This window comes from Neobacillus sp. Fa239 (assembly GCF_055395235.1).
The window spans coordinates 3,249,907-3,261,868 of record NZ_AP041611.1 but is presented as its reverse complement, the minus strand read 5'-3'; the positions used below and the strand labels follow the sequence as shown (position 1 = coordinate 3,261,868).

The window sequence follows — 11,962 nt, the reverse complement described above, 5'->3', positions numbered from 1 at the left end:
CCTTTCCGAATGATTACAAGGTTTTTACCTTGTTGGAATAATAATTCCACATCTTTCCTTTCTTTCCTGTTTGAGTATGAGGAGTTTTCATCGTCACTTTCTTCTGAATTTTGATGGTTCCTACCAATTGTTGAGGAATTTTGACCAATTCTCCTATCGAAAGACGGAGAATGCTAACTATTAATCGTCGTAAAAAGGAGTCAACCTTTAAAATATTTCATAATCACTTTCGTTTCTGATTAAACTAATGATTATGCACTGTATGGTAAAACTACAGTTCGTGACATTTCATAAGGGGAAAGTGCTGATGGGGTATAAAGGTAGAATCATTGCCATTCTATTTATCATTTTTTGTAGTGCCTTATTTATTTTTACAGATATCCTGCAACATGATGAAGTAAACCTTTTTGAAATTTCTTTTACCATTCTTTTACTCATCCCTATGTATTTCTTTGGACTTCAATATGATAAAGCGAGATATTACTCCAAGGAAATCGATGATATCTTTGAAGATAGTCATATTATGCTTTGGAAGTGGGAAAGCATGAACAATATGGCCCTCGTTTCTAGTGGGTGCGAACAAATATATGGTTATAGCCGGAAAGAATTTCAGCACGACGCTAACTTGTGGTTAAAACTGGTCTATCCGTATGATCTACGCATTGCTCAAAAATTTGAAAATGAAACGCTCAAAGGAAAAAAGTACACTACTCAATATCGAATCGTCCATAAAAGCGGGAAAATAAAATGGGTCCAGAATATGGCAACCCCTGTTTTTGATGAGAATGGCAAATTCATCAAGTTAAATGGGGTAACCATCGACATCACCAAACGAAAGGAAATTGATCTTCATTATAAAAAGTTGATCGATGCCTCACCCGTTGCCATGATTATTTTAAGAAAAGAGGAAATTTCGTTTGTCAATCGGGAAGGATTAAAGCTACTGGGGACAGATTCATTGGATCATGTAATCGGCAAAAAAATATATTCTTTTTTTCCTGAAGAACAACAAAATGTCATTGAAAGAATCAAGAAATTGTTAGAAGGAGAGGAAGATAAACTTCCCCTTCAAGAATACAAACTAAAGGGACTAAATGGCACCGTTATCGATGTGGAATCCACAGGTATTAAAACGATTTATGATGAAGAAACGATTATGGTTGTCATAAAAAATATTACCGATGATAAAAAAATGAAGATGAAATTAAAAGAAGCGGAGGAAAAATACCGGAGCATTTCAGAGGAAGCGCTTGTCGGGGTCTATATGTTCGAAGACGGAAGGGTCACATATATCAACAAAGAAGTGGATAGAATTCTCGGTTATTCGCGCGACGAAATAGCCAATATGAATGTGCTTGATTTATTTGTTGAAAAAGAACATGACCTGGTTGCTAAAAATATTGAGCAGATGCTTGATGATTCAGATACAAAATCGTTTACGGAAGATTTATTAATGGCAACAAAGACTGGTGAAATAAGAGAAGTGGAAATCCGTTCCGTTGTCTCAACCTTCAACAATAAAAAAGTGATTATCGGAACAATCATGGATGTCACCAATGAAAGAAGAGCGCAAAAAGAGGTAAACTATTTGGCGTTCTACGATCCATTAACAGGTCTGTTAAATCGAAATTCGCTCAATAAACATTTAGAAGACCTATTAAAGCTGCTAGACCCTGACAAAGAAACTCTTGCGCTATTATTCGTAGATTTTGACCGGTTTAAAAATATCAATGATACATTAGGTCATAAATATGGAGACCTGATGCTGCAAAAAGCTGCTGATATTTTAACGAATAGTGTAAATAACAAAGACGAGGTTTTTCGTTATGGTGGAGACGAATTCGTGATTGTTTTATGCAATTCAAACGCTTCAAAGGCAGAAAGTATCTCACAAAAAATCATCAATCAGTTTTCAGATAGCTTGTTTTTAGAAGGGGTAGAAGTATTTACGACACCAAGTATCGGAATAAGTATATTCCCGTTTGATGGAGATAATGCAGATGAGTTACTAAAAACAGCAGATATGGCTATGTATTATGCCAAACAAACTGGTAAGAATAATTACAAATTTTTCCACACCTCAATCGGAGAACGCGCAAATAAAAGTGTGATGATTGAAAGAGAGTTACGAAAAGCGTTGAAAGAAAATCAATTTATTCTATATTTCCAGCCTAAAATCCATCTTTTTACTAACGAAATCATTGGCTATGAATCATTACTTCGTTGGAACCATCCGGAACTGGGACCGATTCCGCCAAACGAATTTATTCCTATCGCCGAAGAAACGGGTTTAATCATTAAGCTGGGAGAATGGGTTTTAGAAGAAGCCTGTCAAAAGGCTCAAGAACTAAGCAAGTACAGAGATACACCCGTTGCGATCAACATTTCCGTAAAGCAATTCACAGATACTCATTTCGTGAAAAATTCGAAAGAAATCATTGAGCGAACCGGATGTAATCCCGCTTTACTGGAATTTGAAATTACCGAGAGCGTCATGCAGGATGTGTTTTCGAGTATTAAAATCGTCAAGAAACTGAAGGAAATGGGCATCAAAATATCGATGGATGATTTCGGAACAGGGTATTCGAATTTAAGCATCTTAAATGAAATGGATATTGATATTTTAAAAATAGACCGTTCTTTTGTTGAAAAAATGAGTGACAATACGAAATCCCTATCGCTTGTGAAAACCATTATTACCATGGGGCATAGCTTAGGTTTTGAAATTGTGGCAGAAGGAATAGAAACCTTGGAACAGCTTAAATTATTGAAGCACTTCCAATGCGATATTGGACAAGGGTATTTCTTTAGTCCGCCGCTATCAATCGAAGAAATTATTAAATAATGGCGATCAGCTCCTTTTTGGCACCAATAACTCTATTTTTTATAGTGATAAAAGTTGTTCCTATTCCTTCGATTAAGGTACAATAAGAAAATGAGCATTGGATAACAAAACGAATAATCACAGCGTGGGGGATGTAAGGTGACGTATCGATTAAAAAATTGTTTTAAAATGTTTACATTAAATTCAAATCGCAAGCTCGCGGAAGAGATGGCTCAGCTTTTGGGCTGTGAACTTGGGAAAAGCTCCGTGAAACAATTTAGTGATGGTGAAATTCAAATTAATATAGAAGAAAGTGTGCGAGGAAGAGAAGTCTTTTTAGTACAATCCACTTCAGAGCCCAATAATGAACATATTATGGAGCTTCTAATTATGATTGATGCCTTGAAAAGAGCTTCAGCTAAAGCCATTAACTGTGTCATTCCTTACTACAGCTATGCACGCCAAGACCGAAAAGCCAGGTCCCGAGAGCCGATTACTGCAAAACTAATTGCCAACCTTTTAGAAACATCAGGAGCAACCAGGGTGCTTACGATGGACTTTCATGCACCGCAGGCCCAGGGCTTTTTTGATATACCAGTGGAACATCTAACAGGTATTCCGATCCTGTCAAAGTATTTTGCTTCAAAAGGATTAGATGATATCGTCATTGTGGCGCCGCACAATGGCGGAGTTGTCAGAGCCAGAAAGATGGCGGGCTTTTTAAATGCTCCCATCGCTTTAATTGATCGGCGACGCCCGGAACATGATGAGTCCGAAATAATGCACATTATTGGAAATATCGAAGGAAAAAATGCGATCATCATTGATGATTTAATTGATACGGCAGGAACGATTACCTCCGGTGCCAATGCTTTAATGGAAAAAGGGGCAAAAGCGGTTTATGCTTGTTGTACCCATCCCGTTCTTTCAGGGCCGGCGATAAGCAGGATTGAATCATCGTCGATTAAAGAATTAGTGGTAACGAACACGATTGAGATTTCAGAAGAGAAACAAATCGAAAAAATGACTGTTTTATCCGTTGCCCCATTGCTGGTAGAAGCAATCGACCGGATTCACAACAAAAAAGCAGTAAGTCCTTTATTTGAATAATAAACAAAAACTCCTCGGTCATGAAAAACCGAGGAGTTTTAAAGTTATTACTTTGCAATAAAATCCTGTGTCCAATAGTTACCTTGTGATACATAACCGACACCGATATAGGTGTAATGCGAATTCAGAATGTTTGCGCGGTGGCCAGCACTATTCATCCAGGCATTGACGACTTCTTCAGGTGTTTTTTGCCCCATAGCAATATTTTCACCGGCATAGGTATACGTGATACCAAACGTTTTCATCATATCAAACGGTGAGCCGTAGGTTGGGCTCGTATGGCTGAAATAGTTATTGGCCGACATATCGCGAGATTTTTCATGAGCCATTTTGCTAAGTGTGGCATCCACCTTTAGGGCTGGCAAGCCATTTTTAGCCCGTTCTTGATTGGTTAAATCCACAACTTTTTGCTCGTAGGCACTTAGCGTGTTGGAAGCTTGTGTAGATGTTGTTGTTGTAGACGTTTGTGTCGAAACAGGTTTTGCTGTAACCATTTGAGTAGGCTGCTGCTGAACCGTTTTTGGTGCAGCTGGTTGCGTAACCTGTTTTTGTACAGTTGGAGTTGTCTGAGTTTTGGTTGTATTTGAAGAGTACTTTACGACTCCCATATTATGAATCCAATTATCTACTAAATTGTTAATTTGATTTGGATCTTGGGTAACATAAACATTTTTTTGGATCGTTTCACTTGGTTGTACATGATTGAAACCTTGAGCTCCTGAAAATATTGATGTGGATGCTACTAAGGAAAGTATAGCTTTGCTAAATAACATGTTAAAATCCTCCTGTTTTGAAAAATGAACTGCTTGAACAACTTCATCGTAACATGAGGTTTTTGTCATAATTCAGGAAGGATTTTACAGGATAAAAATTGAATCTAGAGGATTGATCGCATTGAAATTGTTCCTAGCCCTCTAAATCAAGGTTAAAATAATAGCAATTCATCGAATGAAGCTTTCTTTTAATCTATTAATATTTTGAATAATTACCATATTTTTTATAAGGAATAGGGGTTGACAATTTTTATAAAGGGCGAATTAAATGACAAATATTTCGGGAAGATGACGAGGATTACACCTTTTTCTGTTTTTTAAAGTGAAAGTATAGGGATTATATTGACTGATTTTTATATTGAAGTAATTACCTTTATGAAGGAAAATGATAACCCTTCGGCGAATTACCACATAGAAAGCTGGTTTAATATAAGAACTGATCAAATCAATCAGATGGCAGGGAGTGGCATTTGATGAAAAAAACTCTAACCGTAATCGTAATGGTTATGTTAGTATTGTTTGCCTTTGGCGCATACAGTACGAATGAAAAAGATAAAAACGGAAATTTGCCTTGGGAAGTAGCCATGAAAGGGTCACAGTATTTTGTTAAAGGGAATAAAAAAGCTCTGAGGGGTCTTTTTACAAGTAATGAAAAAAAGAGAATAAATATTGATTCATCAGAAAATGAGGGTGGAAAAGACGAAAACTATCGAATTGTAGAATATAAAAATCCAAAAAAGCGAGATATTCGGTTCTATGCCATAACCCATACGATAAAGTGGGGAAGATTTACTGATTATTTGAAGGTGATAAAAGAAAATGATGTGTGGAAAATCGACCAATTTAATATGGACGGACAAGATTTTAAACTTGCAACGAAAGGAATGAAAGCTCAAAAAGTGAATCTAATTCAAAGGGAATAAACAAAGAGGATAAAGAGATCTCTCATGCCAATTTTGCATTAATTCCCTTTCTTAACTAATAAGCCTCTACATAAAAGATTTATTATAATCTTTTATGTAGAGGCTTATTCACTTTTCAAAATCATCGTCAGTAAGTCTTGCCCATATATCATATGGACGGGCTCCAATTTTCCTCTCTGAGTGTAATATATAGTGTATTGTCAGATTAGCTCCCTATACATTCGAAAGGAAGTGGAAAAAAATGAATAACGCTTTACCGATTTCTAATGCCTTACCGAATATTGCTCCTGCAAATGTTCTTCCCCAGGCTCCATTGGCTTACTCCTATGCAGCTCCTGTTTATACAGGTTGTTGTCCCGTACCTGCGTGCGGTGAATTTATACTCATAGTAGTGTTGTTTATTTTATTAATCATTATTGGTACCGTTTGTTTTTATTGATAAAAGCTGTGATTGTATCTATAGAATCATAAATAATCCTCAACTTTACTACAGTTGAGGATTAATTTTCTTTAAACTCATTACGGTCTCAACACGACTTTAATACAGTTATCCTCTCGATTGTTAAAAATCTGATAACCATGACTTGCCTCATCAAGGGACAATTTATGTGTGATAATTTCCCTTGGGTCAAGTTCGTTATTCGTTATTTTTTCAAATAGCTCTGGCATAAAATGAATGACTGGTGTCTGTCCCATTTTAAAAGTGATGTTTCGAGTCCAAAATGCTCCTAATGGAAAGACATTATAGTTGCCCCCGTAAACACCAGTTAATTGGACTGTTCCATATTTTCGGATAGCTTTTGTAGAAATTTGAATCGGTCCAAGGGTTCCACCTTGCAGTTTTAACTTTTGCTCGATTACCTCTAAAGGTGATTTCTTCCCATCCATACCTACACAATCAATGACTACGTCTGCTCCACCATGTGTAATCTCTTTTAAATGTTCGCCCATATCGGGGTATTTTGTGAAATCAAATACCTCAACATTATTCATCTTTTTTGCATGATTCATCCGATAATCCAAGTAATCAACTGCTATCACACGTTTTGCACCTTTTATCCAGGCAAATTTTTGAGCCATTAGTCCAACAGGTCCACATCCAAGCACAATCACCGTATCGTCTGGTTTTACCCCTGCATTTACTACACTCCAATAGGCAGTTGGGAGGACATCAGATAAAAAAAGAAGGGATTCATCTTCTAGTTCGCATGATTCCGGGATCACAAAGGGAGTAAAGTTCCCAAAGGGGACTTTTAAATATTCAGCCTGACCGCCCGGATGGTTACCGAATTTCTCTGAATAACCAAAATATCCACCTGAATCGTAATGTGGATTAGCGTTATCACATTGGCTTTCCATATGATGCTCGCAATAATAGCAATGACCGCATGACACGGTAAAAGGAATAATAACACGATCCCCTTTTTTAACCTTTTTTACCTCTGGACCCACTTCTTCAACAATGCCCATTGGTTCATGTCCAATAATGTATCCTGGGGGTAAAGGTAAATTTCCCTGATATAAATGCAAATCTGAACCACAAATAGCTGTTGAAGTAATCCTTACGATAATATCGTCTTTTTTCTCTAATTTTGCATCCTCCACTTCGTTTACCTGTACACGACCTGGTCCTTGATAAGTTACAGCTTTCATCATTGCAGCCCCTCCTAATTCCATAACGGTCTGTTGTTTCACTCTTAACTATGTTCAACTAAGAAAGTAAATACTATACTTAGTCAATCACTTGCTGAGTCAGCCCTTTTCTTGTTGGAAGGCATATTTGTGCCGCCCATCGTATTAAAAATCGGTAGAAAGAACAATCGAAATTTTTTGGAAGAGAATATATTATAGAAAGAAATAAAAGAAAGTCCATAAGCACAAATGAATTATTTTGTAAAGATTTAAGGGGTGATTGCTAATTGGGGAATATGAAAATAAAAAGAATTGCTGTAGACGCCATCCTTTATACAGAAGTTGACGATTGTGAAACAGACGATCAAACAGATGATTGGGATGTTCAATATGAAGGCAGTGAAGGTTAAATAATCAATAAGCCGCGGGGGGTTGAGCCCAACAAAGAGTCATAGATGGGACTCTTTTTCTTTTGCCCAAAATCTTCCGTCTATCAACGAAGGATTTGGCAAATACCAGACCGAATATATTAGGTAAATATAGAGCAAGGGGATTAATATATTGTATATTCCTTTTTTTTACATATTCTCCTTTAAAATGGGCAAAGTAATTTTAATTACATTGACTGCACTTCGAAGGAGATAATGATATGAGAGCTAAAAGAAACGCATTAATTGAAATGATCATTATTACTTTAGCCGGTTCTTTAATTGCTTTAGTCCAAACACTATGGCTAAAGGGGCAGATTGCGAATTCAATCGATAAAGCGACGAATAAGGTTATTCATAATACGGGTAAAAATTCTTAATCCTGGTGGGTGAGGATGTCGAAGGGGTTTTTTAAGGGTTGGAGCAAAAAAAGGCTTGACCGTCTATATTGACGGTCATTTTTTGTTGGTAAAATTTCAAGGGGCTAATTAAATAATTGACTAAATCAACTAATTTAATTGACTAAATCAACTAAATGTTGTATCCTATTAACAGTTTATAATATTCTGAATATTGGGGAGAAAAGCGATGGAAAAGTATCAATATGTAGAACAAATTCGGAAATTCAATCGGTATTATGCAAATGTTTTGGGTAAAATTGACCAAGAAATCTATAATAAACCTTTTCCATTGACAGAAGCACGAGTGATCACTGAAATCAATTTTAGAAACGGTTGTACAGCAACGGAAGTGAGAGAAAATCTTGGCATAGACCGTGGGCAGATGAGCAGAATCGTTCAAAAATTTGAGGATGAAAAAATTATTTTAAAAAAGCAGGCCTCAGACGATAAACGCCAGTACTTACTTTATCTCACTGACTATGGTAAAGAAATTTTTATTGATTTAGTTGAAAATGCAAATCGAGAAGTTGGAAAAATGATTCAAGAAATATCTAATACTGATTTGACGAACCTGATCAGTTCCATGGAAACCATAAAATCCATTTTCACTAAAGATTACCATGCTCAACCAGATGTAACCATTCGAACCTTTCAACCTGGAGATGTAGGTTTCGTAGCACACCTTCATGGAACGTTGTACGAAAATACTTATAAGTTTGGACGAATGTTTGAATATTACGTTATGAAGGGATTAACTGGATTTATGATAAATACGGAAGGAGGAGAACTGTGGATTGCTGAAGTAGATGGCAAAATGGCAGGTTCGATTGCGATTACGAAATTCAATGATTATTCTGCCCAATTAAGATGGTTTATTTTGGATGAAAAATATCATGGTATGGGTATAGGTAAGAGACTTATGGAAACTGCCATCGATTTCTGTAACATTCAAGGATACAAACATGTTTTCCTATGGACAGTCAGTATTTTAGGCACTGCTCGCCATCTCTATCAAAAATATCATTTTAGATTAACGGAAGAAAAACAAAATGATGAGTGGACTGGATCGAAATTAGTAGAAGAACGCTGGGACTTAGAACTATAAAATAAGTCCCAAGATGATAAATATGGATATTTGTTTAGCGAAGAACCGACCTTTTACACATGAGTGTGATTTTCATTCTGTGAAAGATTACGCCGCTCTAACCACGTTGGATGGAGCGGCAATAACAACATTTGAAAGTTTTTAGCCTAATCATTCGTCCATTTCTGCTTTGAGCTTGATTGACTTCAATTTCCGATCCCAATTAGTTGCAAGGTCCACCATCCATTGCGCGGTCGATTCCAGCTGTTGCGTACAGACTTTATAACGCATCTCACGTCCAACGCGGTTACTAGAAACCATTCCAGCCTCCTCAAGAACCGACAAATGTTTGACGACCGCTTGGCGAGAGATAGTGACTTGAGTTGCCAACGTGGTTGCTGTGGCTTCTCCATCTACCGCTATTAGATCAAGCAGCTGGCGACGAGTGGAATCAGCGAGTGCAGCCAAAACTTTTTCGTCGCGTTCCTTCTCCATCTTTACATCACCGACTTTTCAGCACGGTTGCGTAGGTAATCAACTTGCTGCTTCCATCCTTCCGTATTTTCTCTAAAAAACTTCATTCGTTCGTCATCTGTTGCGGTTAATTTAGCAAAACCACTCTCCACCACACGCAGCACCGTTCCGCCAGCTTCAGAAGTCAAAGTAAATTCAACCAAAGTGGAATTACCTTCTCTTGGCTCTTCTCCTGGAAAGGAGCTAGCCCATCGACATGCCAAGTAGTTTGGAGGATCCATTCGTTCGATCAGCACAGGGAAGTTCCCGAACCTAGTCTCCGCAACCACACGTGTGCCATCAACAAGAACACGATTTGGACCTGGTGCATCGCCAACCCACCAAGCAGGTTCACTTATTATAGACCACACTTTTTCCATTGGCGCTTCAATGAATATCTTTCTTTCAATACGATCATTTTCCATCTCACAATTCCTCCTCCATTCAATGTGCAACCAAATTGTAGCACGTTTAAAACTTATATGCAACTTATCGGTTGCACTTATGTTGTTCCTCTACTATTGAAAGAAAGGGGAAAGAGTTATTAAATTATATCCTATTTTTACTGCACGGATGGGGTACAGGCAGGATTAACAGTATAAACAAAGAATTTTTATCATAAGGATAAAAATGTAAGAGGGTGAAAATATGGCCATAAGCTTTAAAAAGGCTTCAGAAAAAAAGTTAAAAGAAATATATGAATGAGCTGGTGAAAATCGCAAAGAAGCAACAAATTTTGATGCAGGTGACAAATTTAATAGGTGGGACTTCGAATGCATATCGAAAATGAGAAAATATATCCCGATTGCCCAATTATTACTAGAACAGTAGAGGTAGGCGGACTTACGAAATCTCAGCTTATCGAGAAATTGAAACAATACTCTATCATGATAAATACGTATGGTGAGAGGCTATTAGCTGATGATAAATTTACGTCTTCTGACACAAAGTACAGCCTGCAGACCGTTGAATTAACAGTTGGCGACCTTGGCTTTCCTAAAGGAGCAACTACGGCTCAGATCTTTAAAAGAGCGAGCGAACTTGGTTTGGAATTATGTCCACTAGAGCTTGGACCTTACTTAAGACTAGAGTATCTAGATCAGTCTGAAGGTTACTCGGGGAATCCTATACAGCGACATCAAGCACCATCCGGCTCCATCACAATAGCATCAGAGATCCTAACAGATGACGATGATTTTCCGAAGGGCTTTTATCTTAGACGAATTAACGGCGTGTTGTGGCTGCGTGGATACCGTGCTGATCATCTACACGTATGGAATACTGATGATCATTTTATCTTTTGTCAAACAAAAAAGACCCTGAAGAAGTAAGAAGTTATCAGGGTCGGAAATATACTTGCTTAAGGAAAGATTAGTTTATGAAACAAAATTAATAGGAAGAAAAGCTTAAAAATTTGAGGAATAATTTCCTAAGAGAAAAAGCAATATACAAAAGGGCTACTGGAATGTTTAAGTTTTTGGAGCAAATACCATTATGAAGTTTTAACGACTCAGTAGCTTTTTAATCAACAATTTAAAGAAGCAGCTTGTACTTTGAAAGGAGAAAAAACCATGACAAACCGTAATAACAATCGAAATCAGCCCCATACTGGAGGAAGTAAAGCAGCTGATACAGAATTCGGATCGGAGTTCACACAAAGTAAAAAAGCCAGGAAAAAAGCGGCGAGAGAAAGTAAAAACCAATAGCTAAAGATAAAATGGATAACCAGATGCTCATCATGGTTATCCATTTTTTTATTTTGTAGTTGGTGGGTAACCTAGTTCATAATTACCGTTTATAGGTTGGGCGGAAATAAAGGATGTGAGAGTTTAAATTACTGGCCCTTCATAAAATATTCGAGGTAATGTTTTAAAATCATATTGAATTGCTTTACTAAAGCTATCTAAATACGCATGTAAAGATTGTGTAATCATAAGATTTACCACTTTTTCTTTCGTATTAAAAACGATAATAGGTTTATTAAGCGACCAAGCATAGCCAACTTCCCACATTGTCCCAGAATCTTGATCATTATATACAGCAAAGATAATATCACTAGACTGTATGGCATTTACATTCGTAACAAAGTTTTGATTTTGCCATTGGAAAGATCCAACAGGAAATTTACTTTTATATTTTCGTGGAGAGAATACATTTAATCCTTTGTTAAATAAAATGATTTCTAATATTTCTAACAATGCATTTTGTTCTGAGTTAAAAAAGGGCCCAGACAAATATACGTTCATAAATTGACCTCCTAATGGTTATCTAAAT

14 protein-coding genes are annotated in these 11,962 nt (G+C 36.9%); 9 read left to right on the top strand and 5 right to left on the bottom strand.

Annotated elements, in window-relative coordinates; all coding sequences use genetic code 11:
* Positions 1 to 307 precede the first annotated feature (307 nt).
* Together ACZ5XR_RS15860 and ACZ5XR_RS15855 are read left to right on the top strand one after the other, a co-directional pair.
* On the top strand, positions 308 to 2,845 hold the full coding sequence (locus ACZ5XR_RS15860) for an EAL domain-containing protein (RefSeq protein WP_464497260.1): 2,538 nt from the start codon (positions 308 to 310) through the stop codon (positions 2,843 to 2,845).
* Positions 2,846 to 3,013: 168 nt separating this feature from the next.
* Complete coding sequence (locus ACZ5XR_RS15855; RefSeq protein WP_464502339.1) at positions 3,014 to 3,934, top strand: ribose-phosphate diphosphokinase; 921 nt, start codon at positions 3,014 to 3,016, stop codon at positions 3,932 to 3,934.
* 47 nt (positions 3,935 to 3,981) lie between these two features.
* On the opposite strand, the gene ACZ5XR_RS15850 is transcribed toward ACZ5XR_RS15855, so the two are convergent.
* A complete protein-coding gene (locus tag ACZ5XR_RS15850; protein ID WP_464497259.1) occupies positions 3,982 to 4,707 on the bottom strand; it encodes a CAP domain-containing protein in 726 nt (241 codons plus the stop codon).
* 473 nt (positions 4,708 to 5,180) lie between these two features.
* Here ACZ5XR_RS15850 and ACZ5XR_RS15845 point away from each other — a divergent pair, with 473 nt between their 5' ends.
* Positions 5,181 to 5,630, top strand: coding sequence for a hypothetical protein (locus tag ACZ5XR_RS15845; RefSeq protein WP_464497258.1), 450 nt, complete (start codon positions 5,181 to 5,183; stop codon positions 5,628 to 5,630).
* Positions 5,631 to 5,871: 241 nt separating this feature from the next.
* Positions 5,872 to 6,069 (top strand): YjcZ family sporulation protein, encoded by a 198-nt coding sequence (locus ACZ5XR_RS15840; RefSeq protein WP_464497257.1) that lies wholly within the window; start codon positions 5,872 to 5,874, stop codon positions 6,067 to 6,069.
* An 80-nt stretch (positions 6,070 to 6,149) separates the two neighbouring features.
* Here ACZ5XR_RS15840 and ACZ5XR_RS15835 read toward each other — a convergent pair whose 3' ends face one another.
* Complete coding sequence (locus tag ACZ5XR_RS15835) at positions 6,150 to 7,283, bottom strand: zinc-dependent alcohol dehydrogenase (protein WP_464502338.1); 1,134 nt, start codon at positions 7,281 to 7,283, stop codon at positions 6,150 to 6,152.
* Positions 7,284 to 7,549: 266 nt separating this feature from the next.
* Between ACZ5XR_RS15835 and ACZ5XR_RS15830 the strand changes: the two genes are divergently transcribed.
* The 3 genes from ACZ5XR_RS15830 (at position 7,550) to ACZ5XR_RS15820 (ending at position 9,196) form a co-directional block, all read left to right on the top strand.
* Positions 7,550 to 7,672 (top strand): hypothetical protein, encoded by a 123-nt coding sequence (locus tag ACZ5XR_RS15830; protein WP_464497256.1) that lies wholly within the window; start codon positions 7,550 to 7,552, stop codon positions 7,670 to 7,672.
* A gap of 239 nt (positions 7,673 to 7,911) precedes the next feature.
* Positions 7,912 to 8,070 (top strand): hypothetical protein, encoded by a 159-nt coding sequence (locus ACZ5XR_RS15825; protein WP_464497255.1) that lies wholly within the window; start codon positions 7,912 to 7,914, stop codon positions 8,068 to 8,070.
* 208 nt (positions 8,071 to 8,278) lie between these two features.
* A complete protein-coding gene (locus ACZ5XR_RS15820) occupies positions 8,279 to 9,196 on the top strand; it encodes a bifunctional helix-turn-helix transcriptional regulator/GNAT family N-acetyltransferase (RefSeq protein ID WP_464497254.1) in 918 nt (305 codons plus the stop codon).
* 150 nt (positions 9,197 to 9,346) lie between these two features.
* Here ACZ5XR_RS15820 and ACZ5XR_RS15815 read toward each other — a convergent pair whose 3' ends face one another.
* Positions 9,347 to 9,670, bottom strand: coding sequence for an ArsR/SmtB family transcription factor (locus ACZ5XR_RS15815; protein ID WP_464497253.1), 324 nt, complete (start codon positions 9,668 to 9,670; stop codon positions 9,347 to 9,349).
* Between the two features lie 2 nt (positions 9,671 to 9,672).
* Positions 9,673 to 10,113: an SRPBCC domain-containing protein gene (locus ACZ5XR_RS15810; protein ID WP_464497252.1), complete on the bottom strand. Its 441-nt coding sequence runs from the start codon at positions 10,111 to 10,113 to the stop codon at positions 9,673 to 9,675.
* A gap of 348 nt (positions 10,114 to 10,461) precedes the next feature.
* Here ACZ5XR_RS15810 and ACZ5XR_RS15805 point away from each other — a divergent pair, with 348 nt between their 5' ends.
* Complete coding sequence (locus ACZ5XR_RS15805) at positions 10,462 to 11,019, top strand: helicase (RefSeq protein WP_464502337.1); 558 nt, start codon at positions 10,462 to 10,464, stop codon at positions 11,017 to 11,019.
* A 240-nt stretch (positions 11,020 to 11,259) separates the two neighbouring features.
* Positions 11,260 to 11,394 (top strand): hypothetical protein, encoded by a 135-nt coding sequence (locus ACZ5XR_RS15800; RefSeq protein ID WP_464497251.1) that lies wholly within the window; start codon positions 11,260 to 11,262, stop codon positions 11,392 to 11,394.
* 123 nt (positions 11,395 to 11,517) lie between these two features.
* Here the strand turns inward: ACZ5XR_RS15800 and ACZ5XR_RS15795 are convergent, their stop codons facing one another.
* Entirely contained in the window at positions 11,518 to 11,934 is a 417-nt protein-coding gene (locus ACZ5XR_RS15795; RefSeq protein WP_464497250.1) for a nucleoside 2-deoxyribosyltransferase, read from the bottom strand.
* Positions 11,935 to 11,962: the final 28 nt, after the last annotated feature.

Excerpts from the sequence above, each read along its gene's own strand:
- ACZ5XR_RS15860 (WP_464497260.1), top strand. The coding sequence starts at position 308 with ATGGGGTATAAAGGTAGAATCATTGCCATTCTATTTATCATTTTTTGT.
- ACZ5XR_RS15800 (WP_464497251.1), top strand. The coding sequence starts at position 11,260 with ATGACAAACCGTAATAACAATCGAAATCAGCCCCATACTGGAGGAAGT.
- ACZ5XR_RS15855 (WP_464502339.1), top strand. The coding sequence starts at position 3,014 with ATGTTTACATTAAATTCAAATCGCAAGCTCGCGGAAGAGATGGCTCAG.
- ACZ5XR_RS15820 (WP_464497254.1), top strand. The coding sequence starts at position 8,279 with ATGGAAAAGTATCAATATGTAGAACAAATTCGGAAATTCAATCGGTAT.
- ACZ5XR_RS15815 (WP_464497253.1), bottom strand. The coding sequence starts at position 9,670 with ATGGAGAAGGAACGCGACGAAAAAGTTTTGGCTGCACTCGCTGATTCC.
- ACZ5XR_RS15810 (WP_464497252.1), bottom strand. The coding sequence starts at position 10,113 with ATGGAAAATGATCGTATTGAAAGAAAGATATTCATTGAAGCGCCAATG.
- ACZ5XR_RS15825 (WP_464497255.1), top strand. The coding sequence starts at position 7,912 with ATGAGAGCTAAAAGAAACGCATTAATTGAAATGATCATTATTACTTTA.
- ACZ5XR_RS15850 (WP_464497259.1), bottom strand. The coding sequence starts at position 4,707 with ATGTTATTTAGCAAAGCTATACTTTCCTTAGTAGCATCCACATCAATA.
- ACZ5XR_RS15805 (WP_464502337.1), top strand. The coding sequence starts at position 10,462 with ATGCATATCGAAAATGAGAAAATATATCCCGATTGCCCAATTATTACT.
- ACZ5XR_RS15845 (WP_464497258.1), top strand. The coding sequence starts at position 5,181 with ATGAAAAAAACTCTAACCGTAATCGTAATGGTTATGTTAGTATTGTTT.
- ACZ5XR_RS15795 (WP_464497250.1), bottom strand. The coding sequence starts at position 11,934 with ATGAACGTATATTTGTCTGGGCCCTTTTTTAACTCAGAACAAAATGCA.
- ACZ5XR_RS15840 (WP_464497257.1), top strand. The coding sequence starts at position 5,872 with ATGAATAACGCTTTACCGATTTCTAATGCCTTACCGAATATTGCTCCT.
- ACZ5XR_RS15835 (WP_464502338.1), bottom strand. The coding sequence starts at position 7,283 with ATGAAAGCTGTAACTTATCAAGGACCAGGTCGTGTACAGGTAAACGAA.